Origin of the sequence: Nitratidesulfovibrio sp. (genome assembly GCF_040373385.1) — a bacterium.
Lineage (GTDB): Bacteria > Desulfobacterota > Desulfovibrionia > Desulfovibrionales > Desulfovibrionaceae > Cupidesulfovibrio.
This window is the reverse complement of the sequence record NZ_JBDXXH010000005.1, coordinates 24,752-45,138: the sequence shown is the minus strand read 5'-3', so window position 1 is coordinate 45,138 and position 20,387 is coordinate 24,752. Positions and strand designations below refer to the sequence as shown.

Here is a 20,387-nt window from a genome sequence, read left to right as displayed (position 1 = left end):
TACAAACTAAAATTGCCAAAAGCATACAGCCCTCCATTAGCCGATAACCACCGCTTCAATTGCCTCTTCGCCAGCCCTCCTTCAACACACCTGCCTTTTCCTCCGCGCACACTCGATCTCCTCGACAAGGTCGGCCATGTCGAAGGGTTTGGCCACGTAGCCGTCCATACCGGCGGCCAGAAAGCGTTCCCGGTCGCCCGCCATGGCAGCGGCTGTCACGGCCAGAATGGGCACGTTGCGCTTGTCCGCAAAGCGGGGTGAGGTACGGATGGTGCTGGCGGCGGTAAGGCCGTCGGTATTGGGCATGTGGATGTCCATCAGCACCACGTCCACCTCTTCGGCGGCCAGCCGGGCCAGCGCGTCGTCGCCGTCCACGGCCAGGGTCACGCGGTACCCGGCCTTTTCCAGCAGGCGCTGCCCCACCATACGGGTGGTTACGTCGTCTTCCGCCAGCAGCACGCGCAGCGGTGCACCATTCTGCGGCGGGGGGTGACAGCCCACCGCTTCCGGCGGCAGTTCGCAGCGCGCCGCCGCGCAGAAGGGCAGGGTTATGTAGAACGTGGTGCCGCGCCCTTCTTCGCTGTCCACGCAAAGGGTGCCGCCCAGCAGGGCCACCAGCCGCCGCACGATGGACAGGCCCAGCCCCGCGCCCTGATAGCGCCGCACGTACGAATTGTCGCCCTGGGTGAACGGGTCGAAGATGCTGTGCAGTTGGGCGTCGGGTATGCCCTTGCCGGTATCCTCCACCATGAACAGGATGCCCGTCACGTTACCGCCCGAAGCTGCCGCGCCCTGTCCGGCCCCGCCCAGTCCGGCCCCGCCCTCCTTGCCATCCGGCGCGTCCATTCTGCCCGGCGCGTCAGCCCTGCCCGATCCGCCCAATCCGCCCGGCCTGCCCGATCCATCCGATCCGCCCGATCCGTCCGATCCGCCCGAGCCGTCCGTGCTGTCCGGTCCGCCCGATACTGCGGCACCGTATTCCCTCTCCCCGCTCTCGCCCGCGCCGTTCCCGCCAGCCCCGCCCGAGCGGTGCAACCGGGACGGCTGGCCGTACAGCGGCGACAGGCTCAGCCGCACGCCGCCCCGCTCGGTGAACTTCAGCGCGTTGCCCACAAGGTTGAACAGTATCTGGCGGGCCTTGCCCTCGTCGCCCAGCACGGTCTGCGGCAGGCCGGGGGCCAGTTCCACGTCCAGCGAAAGGCCGCGCGTGCCCAGTTCGAACTGGAACAGTTCGCGCACGGCCTCGCCCAGCCGGGCCACGTCAAAGGGGTCGCTGGCCACGGGCATGCGCCCCGCCTCTACCCGCGACAGGTCCAGCAGGTCCGTCAGCAGGTGCGCCAGCCGTTGCGACGAGCGGATCGCCAGGCTCACGTAGCCCGCGAGCTCCGGGTCGGTCAGGTCCGCCTTCAGCAGTTGCAACGCGCCCAGAATGCCGTTGAGCGGGGTGCGTATCTCGTGGCTCATGTTGGCCAGGAACAGGCTTTTGGTCTCGCTGGCGCTGTTGGCCTGGCGGTTGGCCTCCATCAGCTCGCGCTCCGCCCGCTTGCGCGCGGTGATGTCCTTGATGGTGCCGTAAATGCGGTGCCGCTCGGCGTCGTACTTGGCGCGCGACTGGATGTCGGCCACCACCCCGTCCGAGGGGCGGCGGATCTTGAACTCGATAACGTATTCCACGCCACGGGTGATCAGGCCGTGCATGGCCGCGTCCAGCGAGGGGCGGTATTCCGGCAGGGGGATGGCCTTCACGGCCTCGAAGACGTCGCAATCATCCGGTATGCCGTAGATGCGCCGGGCACCTTCGGAAGTGACCAGTGCGCCGGTGCGCAGGTCCACCTCCCAGTTGCCGATGCCCGCCACCAGCTCGGCCCGGCGCAGGCGCGCCTCGCTCTCGCGCAGGCGTTCGCTTTTGGCGTGCAGCCTCTCCAGCATGCGCGCGTTGCGGCTTTGCAGATACGACACCAGCAGCGAGATCACCGGCATGGTCAGCAGAAAGACCAGCAGGCGGCTGACACTGGATTCCGGATAGACGAACGTGCCGAACCCGGTGGACCAGGTAAGCAGCACGTACACGAAGGACAGGCCCACGCTGGCAAGGCCCGATGCGTGCCCGCCAAGGTACGCCGCCAGCACGATGGACACCACCAGCAGCAGCACCGGGTTGTACACCGGCACCCCGTGCCGCGACAGAAAAAGCAGCGCCAGCGCCGTGGCCACCGTAAGCAGCGGCCCGGCCAGAACCAGAACTGTCTTGCTGGGTCTCACGCCTCCCCCGTGGCCGGGTGCGCTGGCGGCGCGCATCGCGGTCGGACTGATGTTCGTGTCGCGCCGCCCGTCACGGGCACCGCACGGCGGCACCCGAACCGGCAGGAGCGGCACGGCGATGCCTGCGCAATACCCCGGAGCGGCCCGTCCGGCAATAAGTCTAGAAAATTTTGCCACGCTTGGTGAAAAGAAAGGCCGCCCCAGACACGTCAGCGGACACGGCAGCAGACAGGGGCAGCAGGCAAGGGTAGCAGACACGGCAGCAGGCAGGGGCATGCCCCGCCGGGCGCGGCACGCGGAGGCCATTGCGCCACGGGTTGGGCACCCCCCGCGTTACACGGCAAGGCGCCCACACCATAGACACCTGCGTACGCAAGTGCTAACTTTTCAATATACAAGACCAGCCGCCCGCTTCGCACAAGGGATCGCGGTTCCGGGGCACCCCCGGCGCCACGAGCGTGGTGTGCGCATCCCGAAGGAAAGACCGTACCCACGCGGCCATGCCGCGCCAGTCATGATCCGGGGGGACCATGGCCATCCTGCCGTTTCGCGGTATTCTTGCGTGGTGCCGCCGGCGCTTCGATGCGCTGGCGGCCATCGACAACGACGTGCTGGCATTCGAACTGGTGGTCATGGCCACCGCCGTGGTGGTAGGGCTGGACCTGTTCTTTACCGGCAGCGCCGTGGGCGAGAAATTCACGGTCAGCTACGCCCTGCCCGCCCTGCTGGCCGCACTGATCCGCAACGTGTACCTGCGCCTGGCCTGCGTTAGCGCCATGGCCCTGCTGGCATGGGTCGACCTGCGCCTGCTGGAGCCGGTGGGCATGCCCGTCAACGCGGCCCTGCGCCTGGTGGCGTATCTGGCCATGGTGGCCGTGGTGCGGGGGCTGCTGCGCATCCGGCGCGACCTGCTGCGCGAATCGCGGCAAAAGCACGACGAACTGACGGGCATCATCAAGCAGACCATCGGCATCCTGTCGTACATAGAGAGCGAGCGCGGCAGCGGCAACGAAGGGCACCTCGACCGCGTGGCCCTGAACACCCGCACCCTGGCCTGCGCCCTGACCGATCCTGGCTGCACCCGCACGGAAGCCTACTACGCGGGCCTGCTGCACGACATCGGCAAGATCACCCTGTCCCCCGACCGCCGCGCCATCTCGCACCAAAGCATCAAACGCCACACCCATGCCGGGCACCAGATACTGCGGGCCATCCACCCCAGCCTGCGGCGCATCGCCCTTGCCGCCTACCACCACCACGAACGCTACGACGGGCGCGGCTGCCCCTGCCGCCTGAAGGGCGCGGACATTCCTCTGCTCGCGCGCGTGGTGACCATCTGCAACGTGTTCGACAGGCTCACGTCCTGCCGGGGCGGGCAGCAGGCGCTGGACCCCAACGCGGCGGTACGCCACCTCATCAACTACGCGGGCAGCCAGTTCGACCCGGAACTGGTCATCCAGTTCGTGGCGCTGTACCGGCAAGGGCACATCATGGTGGACCGGACTGCGGCGGAATGCGGTTTTGGCGTCGCCAAGGGGCGCAAGGGACGAAAGGCACACAGTGGCGCGGAGGGGGTCAAGCCCGGTGTCGGCGCCGCGCCGCCTGCCGCTTCCGGCGACGAAAGCTGACGCAAGCTGGCGGAACGTCATGCCCGGCCACCGCGCCAAGGCCCGCAGGATGCGGCAAACGGGGCAGGCGAATGGGGCGGGCCGACAGGATGGGCTGGCCGGACATGCTGGCCGGACGTGCCAGATGAGTCGGGCGGACCGGGTGTGCAGCCGTGCCGGGGCAGGTCAGCTGAAGCGGGCGGACACCTGCTTGCCCATGCTGAGCACGCAGTAGGCAATGCAACTTACCGATTCCGCCGCAAGGCGCAGGCTGTCCTGCAAGGCGCAGGCAGAGGCGTGGTGGTCGGGGCAGGTCTGGCTGCGGCGTGTCATCAGCAGGGAAGGCACACCGTTTCTGACAAGGCTTTCATGCAGGGTGGCGCGGTCTGCATCGTCCTGCATGGTGCCCACGTCGACCAGCGCGAAATCGAAGCGGTGCGTATCCAGCGCGGGCAGGGCGTCCTGCACCCTGCGCACCACGAAGGCGTCCGCGCCGCGCTTGCGCAGTTCCCACTCGCACATGAACGCGGACATGGGATTGCTGTCCACCACAAGAACAAAAATGCCCGTCAGCATATCCCCCCCAAGGGATCGTGCCACGGGCCGCGCAGACGCTCTGCTTTCCGATGCAGGCAACCCGGCTGTCTCTGTGCGAGATCCGTGGCTTTCCGTCCCCGCTTCACAGCGGGTTTGGCTTTCGCTCATGTAGTATGAGTGACCCACCATGCGGAATGTGTCAATGTGCCGCCCCAAGCACACGAGGCGGCACACCTGCGTTTTGCTGAATCATTTCGGCATATTTACAGCACACCCGCAATTCCCCACCGCTACCCTACCCACAAAATACGGGCTTCACCTAATCATCTGTATCGGCGCGACAATACCCCGTGGCGCGGCATTTCCGCCGCCACCATCGGGACCGGGCGCGGTAGCAGGCATACTGACGGGCGTACTGGCGCACTGCCGGGCAGGCTCCGCGCGGCCCTTGCCCGCGTCCGCGCGTTGGGGCATGCCCATCTGGCTACCGGGGCGGCTGCCGCCCCCGGTGCACGGCCAGAGAACCGCATGTTCCGCACGATCACGGAGGTTGCATGTTCCAGTCCCGCATCGCCACGGCCTACTGGTGCGCGCTGTGCGCCGCCGCCATTGCCAATGGCGCGCTGCGCGAGGCGTGGCTTGCCCCGCGCCTGGGCCCCGGCACCGCCCACGTGGTCAGCACGCTGCTGCTCTGCGCGGCGGTGGGGCTGGCCGCCCTGCACTACGCACGGCGCCAGGGGGCCGCGCAGGGTACGCGGGGCATGTGGACCACCGGCCTGTTCTGGGCGGGGCTGACCGTGGCCTTCGAATTGCTGTTCGGGCACTACGTGGCTGGGCACCCGTGGCAACGGCTGCTGGCGGACTACGATATCACGGCAGGGCGGGTCTGGGTGCTGGTGCCCGTGGCGTTGGCGCTGGGGCCGCGCCTGGCCTGGGGATGGGTGCGCGGCAGGGCGTGACGCACGACGCGGGCACGACAGGGGCACGACGCGGGCGCGCGGCACGGAGGCGGCACGGAGGCGACACGGACGCGACACGGACGCGACACGGACGCGAAAGACGGAGGAGTGGGGCGCGAAAAGCGAAGGAGTGGGGCGCGGAAGGCGGAAGGAAAAGGTGGTGGCAACAACGCCACGCGCGCGGGGCCGCTACGCACCGCACCCCGACGGGGCGGTGCCGCCCGCGCCGCCTTGCCGCTCATGTGCCCGGCGGGCGGTATCCACGTCCACCAGGGCGCGCAGCGCGGCCAGCAACGGGTCCGCATCGGTCTGGGCACGTCCGTAGCCAAGGTTGAAGCGGTAATCGAACCCCTCCGGATTCGCGCCCTGGGTGTGCTGCGCCAGCGTTTCCAGCTTGTCCAGCCCCTTCACCAGCCGCGCCTCTGGCGTGGCCGCCGCATCGTATTCGTCCCACAAGGCCACGATGTCGTCGCGGGCCGGACCGGTCAGGTCGCCGAGCAGGGTCAGCAGGTCGCGCCGTTCGGCATCGGCCTTGGCGTGGCCGGGGGCCTGATCCACGGCAGAGATGTCTCCGTTCAGGGCCTCGCCAAGGTCATGCACCACGCACATGCGCAACACCCGCTCGAAATCCAGGTGCGGGTATTCCGGCCGTACCAGCATGGCCAGCAGGCACAAACGCCAGGAGTGCTCGGCCGTGCTTTCGTGCCGCCCGCCGGTGGTCCAGGCGCTGCGGGTGGTGTCCTTCAGCCGTTCCGCGCGGCGCAGAAACCCGAGCAGACTGGCGGCTTCTTCCGGCGCCATGGCCGACTGCGCGGCGGGCGAGGTTGCGAGCTCTCCGCCGCGACGTGCAGCGGGGCCGAAGGTGGCGGAATCAAGGCATGGCACGGCAGAACCTGTATCGCGGGGCATGGGCATCCTTTCCCGGACCATGGCATGGCGCTGCATGCGCCACCCGCCCGGAGCGCCGGTCTGGCGCAAGCCATCCCCATACCCCGTCGTACCCCCCACCGCAACGATGGTCCGGCGCTCCGGCCATGCCGCCCCGGCGGGTGCCCCGTACAGGGGCTAGACCGCGCGGGCCTTCTCGTAGGCGGGGTAGAGGCGGGTTTCCTCGCGCTGGATGCGCATCTTGAGGGCGATGATGATGCGGCCAAGCTCGCGCGCGAAATCCAGCCCGCCCGCATCGACCGCGCCTTCACTGGCGTCGTACCGGGCAAAGAATTCCAGCAGGCTGCCGGAGATGGACTGCATTTCGGTGGCGAAGGCGTCGGCCACGTTGGCAAGGTCGCCCTTGCCGATGGCCTGGCGCAGCGCGGGGTAGAGCATGGTGTCTTCCTTGCGCAGGTGGCGCGACAGCAGCTCCTTGCAGGCGAACAGGCAGCGGCGGCCTTCCGCCGTGCCCAGGCCCAGGCGGCGGGCGTCTTCCAGGGTATCCAGCAGGCGCTGGTGTTCGTCCTTGAGGTCGCGGATGAAGTGCGCGGTGGTGACGGGGGCCATGACGTGTCTCCTTGCGGATGCGGATTCGGTGTGGTGTGAACGGCGCGGTCACGTGCCGCCCGTCCGATTTCCATATAGGCACCACCCTGAACGCCTTCCGTGAGCGCGGTCACATCCGGCACGACTTTTCCGCAGGGGGTTCCGGCTGTTGGCGGGCATGTCGCCGGTGCGGCGCACATCCGCAATGGCGGAATGCTGCCAGTCACGCACCCGCGCCATGCCCCATTCACGGCATGTCTTGCTGTTCCCTCTCGCAGCACGTCTGGCTGTTCCCTGTCCTTGTCGCTCCGCCTGCGTGACCACTCCGCCCGCGTGGCCGCTCCATCCCCGTGGCTGACCCGCCACTGCCTGCTCCCCACCCACCCTCAGACACGCGCAAGGGCCGGGAGCGGTTGTGCGCTGCCCGGCCCTTGTCCGAATATTCCATGGTGATGCGCTGTTGGTTCGTCCTGCCCGTGCGGCGGGAATCGCCTGCTTCCGCCAACTCGGGCCCGGTTCAGGGCGTGGCGGGAATGCCCAGCGCCTTCAGGGCGTCGGTGATGGGGATGAAGAAATTCACGCCGATCGGCGCGTGGTCAACCTCTATGCCGCTTACGGTAATCGCCACCACATGGCCGTTGCGGTCCACCATCGGGCCACCGCTGTTGCCGCCGTAGGTCGCCGCATCGCTTTGCAGCATCCGCCCATTCCTGTCCATTCGATAGCCGCTGGCAATGCCACGGGATATGGTGCCTTGCAGCCCTTCGTCCGCCGGAGCGCCCACGGGAGACACCTCGTCCCCGGTGGGCACGTCCGCCGTCTGTATGTACAGAGGTCGCAACCCCTCCATGTCGGCCTTCAGCAGGGCCACGTCGCGGCGCTTGTCGCGCGCCACCACGCGGGTCACCACCGACACCCCGTTCTGGAAGCGCACCCGCACCCGTTCCGACTCTTCCACCACATGGTAGTTGGTCAGCATGTAGCCATCGTCGGTAATGACGAAGCCCGAGCCGTGACCGCCCCCCATCTGCACCAGCACGGCGGAATGGCGCACGCTGTCCAGCGGCACGCGGGGCGTGTCCGGCCCGGCCACCCGAATGCGCACGTCGGTCAGCATGGGCCGGGACTCCTGCGCCTGCGTCAACTGCGGCGCGGCATACCCGGAACCGGCGGGCTGGGTGACCAGCTTGCGGAATTCCTCGTCCGCCAGCAGCCCCCGCGCGGCATGGGCAAAGGCCATGCGCAGCACCTCGGCACCGCCACCTTCCGTGGCCGAGTCCAGCTTGCCGTAGCCGGTGGTGGTGCGCCGCAGCACCACCTGGCGGTCCACCGGCGAGAACACCTCCCAGTCCACCACCATGTTGGCTTCGCCCTTGCTGGGAACGGGGTTGCCCCAATCGTGCATGGGAAAGCAGATGTTCTTGCGGATTTCCGAAATATTGCCGCCTACCCACAGGTTGGCCCGTGATTTGTCCGGGTCATCGAACAGGGCGCGCGTGTCGCCCACTACCTTGAACCCGCTGCTGTCGGCCTCTTCCAGGAACACTTCCGCCAGTTCGTCGCGCGTCAGTTCGGAGCGCTCACCCAGCGCGGCCGTGGCGGCACGCGGAATGCACAGGCCGTCATAGGCCACCGTTCCGACCACCTCGCCCCGGCGCAGCTTGAGGGTAAGCCTGTATATCGTGATGGGCTGGGCCTTGGCGTCCATCGCAAGGGGACGCAGGTCGGGTTCCGGCACGGGGTCCACCCGTACCTTCTTCATGCAGGCAACAAGCGGCAGACAGGAGAGCAGGAGCAGGCAGACAAGGATGCCGCGACAACGCATGGGGGGACCTCCGCAGGAAAATCGGGTTGCGCATTGCACCACACTTTGCCCCGGCGTTCAAGATGTCCGATACAGACGGGCCCGCAGAGCAGGGCATTCCCCCTGCAAACAACGCGAACGCATGCGCCCTCCCTGCACCACACGCGGCTGTTCTCTGGCTATGCCTGGCCCCATTCCCGTGAACCATGCCTTCACGACGTCATCACCGCAAAAAATCCATGACGGATACGCTATCAGAAATGATGCACCATGTCCTGCATATCGGCATCCACCATGATCGTCGCACCCAAAGGGTCAGCATATTTCTCATTGCGGACGCGATGCAGGGAATCATTTTCAATGTTGCGCTACATCCAACTGCACCTTCATCACACTGCTCAATGATATATCAAAATGCACATATCCTCAAAAATACGTTACTCGCAAAAAATTGGATTCTGCCCCCCGATAACCGCTATCAATTCATAAAGGCCACCATAAAACAGAATATGCGTTTGCACATTGAAATTTTACACACAAACGATCTTCATACTACAGACCATAACGTTAATTAATTTTTATATTCAATTTTTATGCATTTTAAATACAATCAATACATTCATTAACCACCACCTGCCATGCCAGACATTGATGGCATACACATCACGCCTTGCAACTTTTCCCGGTAACCATTTAAAAAACATGATTATACCGCCAGCGCCCGGCAAACTTGAAAAGCCCTGCGCAACGCATTATAGTCAAAAAATACAGCCAACTGCACATAGAAATACAGACAAAAAGCTCATGGCACGCCCACGTCGAACCGATATTCCGTACTTTTCCCCCCGGCTCAAGGCCAGACTGCACGAAGCCCTGAACATGCGCAGCGTGTTCATCGAAGCTCCGTCCGGATACGGAAAGACCACCATCGCGCAGAACTATCTGCGCGAACGCCTGCCCGCAGGCGCGACCTGGGTCCGACATGTCTGCGTCGAGGAATCGCCCCAGGCCGCCTGGCGACGCTTTTGCCAGACCATGCAGAAGGTCGATGCGCATACCGGCAAGACCATGCTGTCCTTTGGCCTGCCGGACGAGGACAGCGCCGGGCATCTGGCCTCGCTGCTGCGTGAACTGCCCTGCCCCACGCCCTTCTGGCTGGTGCTTGACGACTTTCACCATCTTGCCCCCCATGTGCCTGCCCCGATCTGGAAAGCCTTTCTGGAGCACGACGCCGCGCAACTGCGGCTCATCGTCGTCACCCGGCCCGTTGCAACGCGCATCCTGCCCTATGAAAAGGCCGGCATCCTGCGTCTGAACGCCGATGACCTGCGCCTGACGGAAACGGAGTCCAGGGAGTATGCGACCAGGGCGGGCATTGCGCTCAACGAGGCGCAGGCGCACGAACTGCACCGCCGCGCCGAGGGCTGGATCATCGCCGCAACGCTGTATTTACGGCGCTGGAACGAACGGGGGGCGTTTGCCCCGGCCTACAGCCAGGCCCACGATACCGGGCTGGATGACCTGCTGCGGGATGTGGTCTGGGACAATCTGGACGAGGCGGGGCAAGAGTGCCTGCTGCGCCTTTCTCCCTTTGACGCATTTTCCGCGGAGCAGGCTGCGTTTCTGCTGGGCAAGGCGCGCCTTCCCCAGAAAAAGTGGGGGGCGCTGCAACACAACGCCATGCTTCGGCATGACCCCGCCTCTGGCTTGTACTATCCACACAGCACGCTGCTGGATTTCACACGCAGGAGATTTGCCGAACTGCCGGAAGCAACACGCCGCGACGCACTTCTTGCCGCTGGCGACTGGTGCGCCAGGTCCGGCGACCTGGAAAACGCCTTTGTCTTTTACTACCGATTGGGGGACTACGAGCGCATTCTGGCGCTCGACCTTTCCGGAATGAAGGGCGAAGGCCTGCTGGACATGCCCGGCGTGTCCTATGTACCCGCGATCAGGGACATTGCGGCCAACAGCACGCGGGCCATGAAGGCCATGTATCCGCTTTCCGCCATCGCGCTGGCCCTCGACCTGCTGTCCGCCAACTGCCCCGAGGAATTCGGGGCTCTCTTCGCGGAGCTTGCCGACATCGTGGAAACGGAGCCTTTCGCGACGGACCAGCGAAACTACCTGCGCGGCGAACTGCGGTTGCTGGAGGCCTTCACCTGCTACAACGACATCGCGGCCATGGGCGTGTGCATGCAGGACGCGCTGCAACTGGCGGGCAGGCAGACGTCCATGGTCCGGCTGGACGATTCCTGGACCTTCGGCAATGTGTCCGTGCTCTTCATGTTCCACCGCGAGGCCGGTCGGCTGGACGGTGAATTGGCGGACATGCAGACATACTGCCCGCACTACCTTGCCCTGTCCGGAGGGCACGGGGCGGGCGGTCCGGAACTCATGGAGGCGGAATGCCGGTTGCACCGGGGCGATGCCGACACGGCGGAAATCTCCGGCTACACGGCCCGGCACCAGGCCGCCCTGCGGGAGCAGGCCAGCATCGGCATAGGGGCGGAATTTCTTCTGGGCAGGGTGGCCCTGCTGCGCGGCAACGCCGCCGCCCTTACCGACGCCATGGACAACATGGCCGGCATCGCGGGGCAATTCCCGCAACGGGCCAACCGGATGGCGGCGGACATGGCCCGCTCCTTCCTGATGAGCCTGCTGCACCAGCCGGACGAGATGGCCCCCTGGCTGCGCGAGGCCACGCCGGGTTCGCTGGCCAGGCGCTTCTTCGTCCAGGTGCTCCCCTTTGCCGAACTGTGCCGCGCCCGCTATCTGCTGCTGTCCGGCAAGCCGGAATTGCTGCTTGGCGAAAGCGAAGCGGCCCTGGGCCTGGCCTCTGCCCTCAATTATTCCCTGGCCCTGACCTACGGGCATCTGCACGTTGCCGCTGCATGGTCCATGCTGGGCAAACGCGACGCCGCCGCAGATTCCCTGCGTGCCGCCCTGGCCTTGGCCCTGCCGGACGGCCTGCTTTTGCCGTTTGCGGAATGCTGGCCCTGGATCGGCCCCCTGCTGGAAAGAATGCGACCGGACATGTACCCGGACACGCTCCCGGCGTTTGCTTCAGGCGTGTTCTCGCTGGCAGGGCGGCTGGAAGCCGGGCGGCGCGCCGTCGCGGACACGCGGCACTCCGCCCGGGGCCGGTTCGGGCTCTCCCCGCGTGAAGACGAGGTGGCCCGCCTGATGGCGGATGGCCTGTCCTACGGGGAAATCGCGCAGCGCCTGTGCATCAGCCTGAACACGGTGAAAACCCACCTCAAGAACGCCTACCAGAAAGTCGGAACGTCCTCCCGGTCAGACATGAAGCGCCTGCTGTCGTAAAATCACCCGAAACGGGTGATGCCGCAAAAAATGCCCGATGCTAGCCACCTTGGCTGCATCGGGCATTTTTGCGTGCTTCGACCTGTTGAAAAAAGCGCCCGCGACACCTCAGGAGGCTTCCATGTTCTCGCCCTTTCCCCCACGGTCCGCGCATGCCGCCACAAGGCCCCCCCGCGCACGCTACCTTTCCATACCGCAACTGGTCATCGTGGTGGGCGTGGCCCTGCTGGCCCTGCTGGCCCTGAGCGGGCCGCTGCGGGCCGCCAACACCGGCGGCACCGAGCAGGCAGACCCGTACAACCCCGTCATGAACGCCTACGTCGGCCAATACGAAATGGTCAGCTACGTCGGCATTGATGGCGGGTACACCGGCAACGTCTATGGGGGCCAAAGCTCTGGCAACTTTGTCCAGGCCAACACCGTGATCCTGACCACCGGCACGGTGACCGGCACTGTTTACGGCGGCAGCAGTTGGAGCGACGAGGCCAAACAAAACATCGTAACCCTGTACGGCGCGCAGGTCGGCGAGTACATCTTCGGCGGGCATGTCCTTGCCGGCACGAGTGCGGCCACAGATAACACCGTGAACATAAATGGCGGCACGGTGGAGAGCGTGTACGGCGGTGCCTCTGCCTCCGGCAGCGTCTTGCGCAACAACGTGACCATAAATGGCCTGGGCAGCGCCTGGAGCCCGTCTGGCGCCGTGGTGAACTATGACGTCTTCGGCGGCCTCGTCAGCAACGCCGCCGACTCCTCCATCACCGCAGCCTACAACTCGGTGAACATGAACGGCGGCATGGTGAGCGGCAACATCTACGGCGGCATGATCGAATCCGGCGCGGGTGCGGCCACGGACAACACCGTGACAATGATCTATGGCACGGTGGCCGAGGACATCACCGGCGGCGAATCCACCTCCGGCGCATCCAGGCGCAACGCCGTGACCATTTCCGGCGGCTCGGTAAACGGATACGTCTACGGCGGCTACTCCTACTCCGACGATGCCACGGACAACACCGTGACCATCTCCGGCCTTGCTGCCGTGGGCGGCTACCTTTATGGCGGCTTAGCCGAATCCGGCGGCGTCGCCACGGGCAACACCGTGACCATTTCCGGGGGCTCGGTGGACGGCGACGTGATCAGTGGCAGCTCCGGCGTCGCCACGGGCAACACCGTGAACATTTCCGGCGGCACGCTGGGCCGCAACGTCTACGGCGGCATCGGCAGCTCTGGGACCGCCCAGGATAACGACGTGAACATTTCCGGCGGCACGGTGACCGGCTATGTCTACGGTGGCCGCGCCGACGGCAGCGGCACCGCCGCGAACAACGTAGTGACCATTTCCGGCGGCACGGTGCTCGGCTATGTCTACGGTGGCCGCGCCAGCGGCAGCGGCGACGCCTTGCTCAACACGGTGGCCATTACCGGCGGCGAGTTGCACGACAACGTCTATGGCGGCTCCTCCAACAACAGCGACGCCACGGGCAACACCGTGCGCATCGAGGGCGCTCCCACCTTCGGGCCAACCAGCGCCCTGTACGGCGGCAATGCCAACACGGGCACCGGCGACGTGCGCACCGGCAACACCCTGGAAATGTGGACCACGGGCGTTTCGGTAAAGGGGCTGCACAACTTCCAGAACCTGTATTTCTACCTGCCGTCCACCATCGCAGCGGGAAGCACCGTGCTCACGGTGGCCGACGCCGTGGACATCAGCACGCCCGCCACCGGTCCTTCCACAGGCGCCACCACCGTGGGCGTGGGCATCATGGGCGGCGGCGCCCCCACGCTGGCCACGGGCGACAGCGTAACCCTCATCAAGTCCAACACCGGCCTGACGGCTGACGCGGGCCTGGCCAACACCATCTCGGGCATGCAGGGCATCTCCACCCTGTACACGTTCACGCTGGAGACCTCCGCCGATGCCTTGGTCGCCCGGGTGGGCGAGGCTTCCAACACCAGTGAGGGCATCCGCAAGTCCCCGTCCGAAGGACAGGCCGCCGGGGTGGCCGCCCTGACGCAGGGCGGCGACCTGGCTGGCGGACAGGGCATGGCCAGCGCCCAGCAGGCGGCCCGCGCCGCCGGTGCGGGCGCAGCAGCGCAGGGCGGCTGGGGCGGGTTTGGCTCCACCTCAGGCGGCATGTCCACCTATGCCACGGGTTCGCATGTGGACGCGCGGGGCGTGTCGATCATGCTGGGCCTTGCCAAACGCTTCGGGCTGGATGGCGCGGACCTGGTGGCCGGGCCGTTCTTTGAGGCGGGCGTGGGTTCGTACGACAGCTACAACGACGGCCCCGGCGGCGACGATTCCATTCACGCCTGGGGCGACAGCAATTATCAGGGCGGCGGCCTGCTGGCACGACTGGAGGCCACGCAAGGCATGCTCAAGGGCCTGTACGGGGAAGTCTCGGCCCGCGCCGGGAGCCTGCACACCACCTACCGCAGCGACGACCTGAACCCCGCCCTGGGCCGGGCCTCGTATCAGACCACCTCCGGCTATGTGGGCACGCACGGCGGCCTTGGCTACGTGTGGGAACTGGACGAGTCCACCGACCTCGACATGTACGGCAAGTACTTCTGGACCCATACCGAGGGCAGTTCCGTGACCGTTTTTGGCGACGATCTGGATTTCGACGCGGTGGACTCGCAACGGCTGCGCGCGGGCGCGCGCCTGAGCCACGACCTTACCTCCAACATCCGCCCATACGTGGGCGCGGCGTGGGACCACGAGTTCGCCGGTTCGGCACGCAGCACGGTGAACGGGCAAAGCGTGGCCGCTCCGTCGCTGGCCGGAGACACGGGCGTGGGCGAAGTGGGGCTGGTGTGGAAGCCTGTGGAGGACAGCGGCTTTTCCGTGGACCTCGGCGCACAGGGCTACGTCGGCATGCGCCAGGGTTGGAGCGGCGCGCTGCAAGTGAAGTACGAGTTCTGACGCGCTTTGAAGACATCACGCCATTACCGCGTCCCGCCGCAACAGCCGCGGCGGGACGCTTTCGTTGCGGCGACCCTGTAACCTCCTGTAGACCTCGGAACCGACTCATTATTTATACTTGCATGTGGACCTTCGCATAGTGTTAAGCTATCCGAAAAGCAGACACGAATCCGTAACATGCGAGGACCGCCATGAAATTTCTCCGCCAGTTCGGCATCACCACCCGGCTTGTCGTCCTCTCGCTGCTGGCTTTCGTCTTCATAGGCGCCGCAGGCACGGCAGGCTGGATGGGTGCGCGGGTCATCGAACGGAACCTGAAAGACGTTTCCAACATTCGTCTGCCCGGCCTGAATTTTCTGATACAGGCCGACAGGGACCTGCAACAGTTGCTGGTGGCTGAGCGCTCGCTGCTGTTTGCCGACCCTGCGGACAAAAAGCTTATTGAACGGCTGAAGAAAGAATACGAAGACAACCTGCGGCAGTCGGACGAGCGCTGGAACAAGTACAAGAACCTGCCCCTCGACGACGCTGCCAGGCCGCTCATACCGCAGTACGACGCGGCCCGCGCCACCTGGATGCCCCTTTCGCGCGCGGTGGTTGACGCCGCCCTTTCCGGCGACCAGGCGGCACGCCAGAAGGCCGCCGCCAGTTCGCTGAGCGACGTGGGCGTGAAGTTCGAGGCCATGCGCGAGGTCATCAACCAGCTTACCGAAATCATCGAAAAGGCGGCCAAGGCGGACAATGCCGAGGCCGATGCCAGCTACAACGACACCATGTACCGGCTGGCCGGGGCCACCATTCTGGCACTGCTGGTGCTGGCGGGGTTCGCCACGGCCATCACCCTTTCGGTCACCGTGCCGCTGAAGCGCACCGTTGCCTATTCCGAGGCCGTATCACGCGGGGCGCTGGAAGAATGCCTGACCGTGGATGCCCGCGACGAGGTGGGCGTACTGGCTGAATGTCTGTGCCGCATGGTGTCCACGCTGAAGGACAAGATCGGCGAGGCCGATGCCCGCTCGGCCGAGGCCCGCGCCGAATCGGAACGGGCGCGGCAGGCCACGGCAGAGGCCGATTCCGCCAGAGGCCGGGCGGAATCGGCCAAGCGCGAGGGGCTGTTGCAGGCCGCCGACACCCTGACCGGCGTCACCGGCGTGCTGGGTTCCGCCTCGGAGGAACTGGCCGCGCAGATCGAGCAGGCCAGCCGTGGCGCGGAACACCAGATGCAACGCGTGTCCGAAACCGCCACGGCCATGGAGGAAATGAACGCCACGGTGCTTGAGGTGGCCCGTAGTGCCGGTGAGGCCGCCAGCTCCGCCGAAAGCGCCCGCGACAAGGCCTTGAGCGGCCAGGACGTGGTGCGCCAGGTGGTGGCGGGCATCGGGCAGGTGCAGCAGACCGCCGACCAGCTCAAGGCCGACATGGCCGAACTGGGTCGTCAGGCCGAAGACATTGGCCGGGTGATGACCGTGATCAACGACATCGCCGACCAGACCAACCTGCTGGCGCTGAACGCGGCCATCGAGGCGGCCCGCGCCGGAGACGCCGGGCGCGGTTTTGCCGTGGTCGCCGACGAGGTGCGCAAGCTGGCCGAAAAGACCATGCTGGCCACCAAGGAAGTGGGGCAGGCCATAGCGGGCATTCAGGGCGGCACCCGACGCAACGTGGGCCACGTGGAGGACACGGTGCAACACGTGCAGCAGGTAACCCGGCTGGCCACGGAATCGGGCGAGTCGCTGGGGGTCATCGTGGACCTGGCGGCCTCGGTGTCCGACCAGGTTCGGTCCATTGCCACGGCCAGCGAGGAACAGTCCGCCGCCAGCGAGGAGATCAACCGCTCCATCGAGGACATCAGCCGGGTTTCCGCCGAATCCGCCGAGGTGATGCGCCAGTCCGCCGCCGCCGTGGCCGAGATGGCCCAGCAGTCACACGTGTTGCAGGGGTTAATCCGCAAGATGCGCGAAGAAGGGTAGGGGCTGTTTCTGAATAGTCTTTTCGCCCGTTGGCTAACCGGCCCGAAGGGCGCGTAGCGTGCCCGATAAGCGAGCTTGCGAGCTTTACGGGCATCGTGCGCAACGCTGTCAAACTTCACCTGCCATAGCGCTGCTGTCCTTATCCGTAAGACTCGCGCTACGCGCTCGCCTAACGGCTAAGGCTCGGTCAAATACGATAAGGGCGCGCTGCGGTCGCCATCCGTAATACTCGAAGACTCGCATAACGGCTGCCGCACTCCCTCATGGCAGGCTGGTTTTCCTTGCCAACGAACGAAAATCCTGATTCATAAACAGCCCCAGGGGCCGGCCAGTCACCCACACCCACCGCAATAGGTCAGGATTACACAATATCCCCCGCGTCCCGCCACGGCATCCGCCATGGCGGGACGCGCCATTTTCCCCGGCATGCGGGAATGGGGCTAGTGCCCGGCGGTCTCGCGCTCCCACGCGGCCATGCACTCGGCCAGCCGGGCGAACCCTTCGCCCCCGGCGGGACGGCGGCGCACGTCCAGCACGTCGTGCAGCTTGCGCACCTGGCGCACCATCTGTTCCAGCCGTTCATCCTCGGCCACCAGCAGCCAGATGCGGCTTACCTCGCCGCCGTTCACCGGCGTGCACAGGATGGCCTCCACGTTGAAGGCCCGCCGGGCGAACAGCCCGCACACGTGCGACATGACGCCGGGGTGGTTGTTCACGGTCAGGCGCAGGGCCACCAGCGGCCGGGCGTCCGGCGCCGGGCTGATCAACCTGGCGGGGCTGGCGGCACTGGCGGGGCTGGCGGCACTGGCGGGGCTGGCGGCACTGGCGGGACTGGCGGGACTGGGCGAGAGATGTTGCGGATCGCGCGTGGCGATATCAGGCGTGGACATGGTGGCCTCCGGTGGCATCGGCATGGGTGTCGCAATCGTCGTCATCTTCCGACAGGGTAGGCGTGGCGCCGTCCGGTTCCGGCTCGCCGCCGATCATTTGCAGGTTGTCCGCGCCGGGGGGCACCATGGGGTACACGTTGGCGTCGGCGGGCACGGTGACCCGGATCAGGCACGGCCCGGGCGCGCGCAGGGCATCGGCCAGGTCGCGCAGGGGGTGTTCGCTGGCGTCCAGGTCCACGGCGGGCACGCCGAACCCTTCGGCGATGCGCGCAAAATCCACCTTGCGCCGGTACGTGCTGGCCACCAGCCGCCCCTCGTAGAACAGTTCCTGCTGCTGGCGCACCAGGCCCAGGGCGTTGTTGTCCGCCAGCAGTATCTTGACGTTCACCCCTTCCTCTGCGGCGGTGGCCAATTCCTGAATGTTCATCTGCAGGCTGCCGTCGCCGGTGAAGCACAGCACCGTGGCCTCGGGCCGGGCCAGCGCCGCGCCGATGGCGGCGGGCAAACCAAACCCCATGGTGCCGAGGCCGCCGGACGTCAGCCAGCGGCGCGGACCGCGCAGGGGATAGGCCTGGGCGGTGCGCATCTGGTGCTGGCCCACGTCGGTGGCCACGATGGCGTCGTGGTCCACGGCATCGGCGGCGCAGCGGATCAGGCCGTACGGCGTGCGCGGGTCGTCCGCGCCGGGCATGACGAAGGGGTGGCGGCGGCGGCATTCCTCCACCTGGGTCAGCCACGCCTCGCGCCCGGTTTCCGCGCGGGTGCGCAACAGGGGCAGCAGTTCGGCCAGGGCCAGCCCCACGTCGCCGGTGATGCCGCAGTGCACCGGCAGGATCTTGTCCAGTTCGCTTTCGTCGATGTCGATGTGGATGATGGTGGCCTGGGGACAGAAGCGCTCCGCCTTGCCCACGGCCCGGTCGTCAAAGCGGGCCCCGGCCACCAGCAGCACGTCGCATTCGGCCAGCAGCAGGTTGGTGTGCCGCGCCGCGTGCATGCCCAGCATGCCGAGCGACAGGGGGTGCCCGGCGGGCATGGCGCCCAGGGCCATCAGGGTCATCACCGTGGGCAGCCCGGCCCGCTCGGCAAGCTGTACGGCCATCTCCGACGCACCGGAGGCCACCACACCACCGCCCAGATAGAGCATGGGGCGTCTGGCCGCGTTGAGCAGCGCGGCGGCGCGCGAGATGCCCGCCGGGTCGGGCGCCGGGGGCGGCGCGGGCTGGCCCGGCTGCGGCGGGTTGTCGAACACCGACGGGTCCACCGGGGCCATCTGCACGTTCTTGGGAATGTCCACCAGCACCGGGCCGGGGCGACCGGACGCGGCGATGCGGAAGGCGGCGGGAATCACCTCGGCCAGTTCCTCCACCGACCGCACCAGAAAGTTGTGCTTGGTCACGGGAATGGACATGCCGTAGATGTCCACCTCCTGAAAGGCGTCACTGCCCACCAGACTCAGCGGCACCTGCCCGGTGATGCACACCACGGGCACGGAATCGAGCTTGGCGTCGGCGATGGCCGTCAGGGTGTTGGTGGCGCCGGGGCCGGACGTGGCGAAGAACACGGCGGGCCGCCCGGTGACGCGGGCCATGCCCTGGGCCATGAAGCCCGCGCCCTGCTCGTGCCGGGCCAGCACGTGGCGGATGGAACCGGCACGGCCAAGGGCATCGTACAGGGGCAGGTTGGCCCCGCCGGGGATGCCCGCGATGACGTCGATGCCCTGCCGCTCCAGCAGGCGGATGACCAGGTCCGCGCCGGTCGGCTGGCGTTTTCGGGGGGTGGGTGCAGCACCGGATGCGCTGTCTTGCGGGGTGCCGGGTGCGATACGGGACGGGGTGTGGGCTGGCATGTGCGCTCCTTCTGGTATCCGGGCGGGGCCGGGAGAGGGTGCGCCATTTCCGCCGCATCGCGAAAAACGACAACCCCCGCCGGCTCGCGCCGACGGGGGTTGGACTGTTCTCTGCTGCTGAGACCTGCCCCGGCTACGGCGCGACGCGACGTACTACGCGTACGACGACCGCTACGAATACCGGGGCCAGTAGGCCGGTGGCGTTCGGGAGTGCGGTGGCTGCGGTGCTGTGCATGGGGGCTATCGTCCTTGCGTTGGAGACACGAAGAAACCTGGAAGACTATGGGTACAGCAGTATATGCATCAGTCCGCGTGCAAGGTCAAGCAGACAGACATGGATTGACTGCACGACCAGTACAGGGCGGCGCCAGCCTCAGTACGGTCGCCTTGTGATACCCCCGCGCCGCGACCGTGTGTGTGGGGGGGGGGGGAATCTTCCGCCCCTTTCCCGGTCACTGCGGGCCGGGCGGCCCGCACGGCCCGCATGGCCCGCATGGCCCGCATGGCTTGACGCCGCTGGCGAAACAGGCTAGTCAACCGTCCGCCGCACGCGACGGGCCGCTCGTGCCCGCGCGGCCATGCGGCACTAGCCACGCAAAGCCTTGCCCTTGTAGCTCAGTCGGTAGAGTGCGTCCTTGGTAAGGACGAGGTCAGCAGTTCAATCCTGCTCAAGGGCTCCATTTCGGGCCGCCGGGAAACCGGCGGCCCGGCTTCGTTTCGGCCCCCTGGAGCATGGCGCGGACATCCTGCGCCCCACGCCGCCCCACACCCCGCCGTCAA

The 20,387-nt window shown here is 66.6% G+C and carries 12 protein-coding genes, 1 tRNA gene and 1 riboswitch; of the genes, 6 read left to right on the top strand and 7 right to left on the bottom strand.

The window, feature by feature from the left end; all coding sequences use genetic code 11:
* Nucleotides 1–81: 81 nt before the first annotated feature.
* Entirely contained in the window at nt 82–2,262 is a 2,181-nt protein-coding gene (locus ABWO17_RS10525) for a response regulator (protein WP_353118306.1), read from the bottom strand.
* 530 nt (nt 2,263–2,792) lie between these two features.
* Between ABWO17_RS10525 and ABWO17_RS10520 the strand changes: the two genes are divergently transcribed.
* Nucleotides 2,793–3,890 (top strand): HD-GYP domain-containing protein, encoded by a 1,098-nt coding sequence (locus ABWO17_RS10520; RefSeq protein WP_353118304.1) that lies wholly within the window; start codon nt 2,793–2,795, stop codon nt 3,888–3,890.
* Between the two features lie 165 nt (nt 3,891–4,055).
* Here the strand turns inward: ABWO17_RS10520 and ABWO17_RS10515 are convergent, their stop codons facing one another.
* A complete protein-coding gene (locus tag ABWO17_RS10515; RefSeq protein ID WP_353118302.1) occupies nt 4,056–4,445 on the bottom strand; it encodes a response regulator in 390 nt (129 codons plus the stop codon).
* 52 nt (nt 4,446–4,497) lie between these two features.
* Nucleotides 4,498–4,574, bottom strand: a riboswitch (cyclic di-GMP riboswitch).
* Between the two features lie 386 nt (nt 4,575–4,960).
* Here ABWO17_RS10515 and ABWO17_RS10510 point away from each other — a divergent pair.
* The gene (locus ABWO17_RS10510; protein WP_353118300.1) at nt 4,961–5,365 is read left to right on the top strand and encodes a hypothetical protein; all 405 of its coding nucleotides are present in this window, start codon (nt 4,961–4,963) and stop codon (nt 5,363–5,365) included.
* Nucleotides 5,366–5,554: 189 nt separating this feature from the next.
* Here the strand turns inward: ABWO17_RS10510 and ABWO17_RS10505 are convergent, their stop codons facing one another.
* The 3 genes from ABWO17_RS10505 to ABWO17_RS10495 all read right to left on the bottom strand — a co-directional run bounded on the left by ABWO17_RS10505 (nt 5,555) and on the right by ABWO17_RS10495 (nt 8,666).
* Nucleotides 5,555–6,274, bottom strand: a complete 720-nt coding sequence (locus ABWO17_RS10505) for an HD domain-containing protein (RefSeq protein ID WP_353118298.1) — start codon at nt 6,272–6,274, stop codon at nt 5,555–5,557.
* 156 nt (nt 6,275–6,430) lie between these two features.
* On the bottom strand, nt 6,431–6,862 hold the full coding sequence (locus tag ABWO17_RS10500) for a hemerythrin domain-containing protein (protein ID WP_353118296.1): 432 nt from the start codon (nt 6,860–6,862) through the stop codon (nt 6,431–6,433).
* 496 nt (nt 6,863–7,358) lie between these two features.
* Entirely contained in the window at nt 7,359–8,666 is a 1,308-nt protein-coding gene (locus tag ABWO17_RS10495; protein WP_353118294.1) for a S1C family serine protease, read from the bottom strand.
* 783 nt (nt 8,667–9,449) lie between these two features.
* Between ABWO17_RS10495 and ABWO17_RS10490 the strand changes: the two genes are divergently transcribed.
* The 3 genes from ABWO17_RS10490 to ABWO17_RS10480 all read left to right on the top strand — a co-directional run bounded on the left by ABWO17_RS10490 (nt 9,450) and on the right by ABWO17_RS10480 (nt 16,871).
* Nucleotides 9,450–11,969, top strand: a complete 2,520-nt coding sequence (locus tag ABWO17_RS10490) for a LuxR C-terminal-related transcriptional regulator (RefSeq protein ID WP_353118292.1) — start codon at nt 9,450–9,452, stop codon at nt 11,967–11,969.
* 121 nt (nt 11,970–12,090) lie between these two features.
* Nucleotides 12,091–14,901: a beta strand repeat-containing protein gene (locus ABWO17_RS10485; protein ID WP_353118290.1), complete on the top strand. Its 2,811-nt coding sequence runs from the start codon at nt 12,091–12,093 to the stop codon at nt 14,899–14,901.
* Between the two features lie 191 nt (nt 14,902–15,092).
* A complete protein-coding gene (locus ABWO17_RS10480) occupies nt 15,093–16,871 on the top strand; it encodes a methyl-accepting chemotaxis protein (RefSeq protein WP_353118288.1) in 1,779 nt (592 codons plus the stop codon).
* A gap of 440 nt (nt 16,872–17,311) precedes the next feature.
* Here the strand turns inward: ABWO17_RS10480 and ilvN are convergent, their stop codons facing one another.
* Both ilvN and ilvB read right to left on the bottom strand, forming a co-directional pair.
* Complete coding sequence (gene ilvN / locus ABWO17_RS10475) at nt 17,312–17,638, bottom strand: acetolactate synthase small subunit (RefSeq protein WP_353118616.1); 327 nt, start codon at nt 17,636–17,638, stop codon at nt 17,312–17,314.
* A gap of 109 nt (nt 17,639–17,747) precedes the next feature.
* Entirely contained in the window at nt 17,748–19,607 is a 1,860-nt protein-coding gene (gene ilvB, locus ABWO17_RS10470) for an acetolactate synthase large subunit (RefSeq protein ID WP_353118286.1), read from the bottom strand.
* 604 nt (nt 19,608–20,211) lie between these two features.
* On the opposite strand from ilvB, the gene ABWO17_RS10465 reads away from it, so the two are divergent.
* Nucleotides 20,212–20,287: transfer RNA gene (locus tag ABWO17_RS10465), tRNA-Thr, on the top strand.
* The last annotated feature ends 100 nt before the right edge of the window (nt 20,288–20,387 follow it).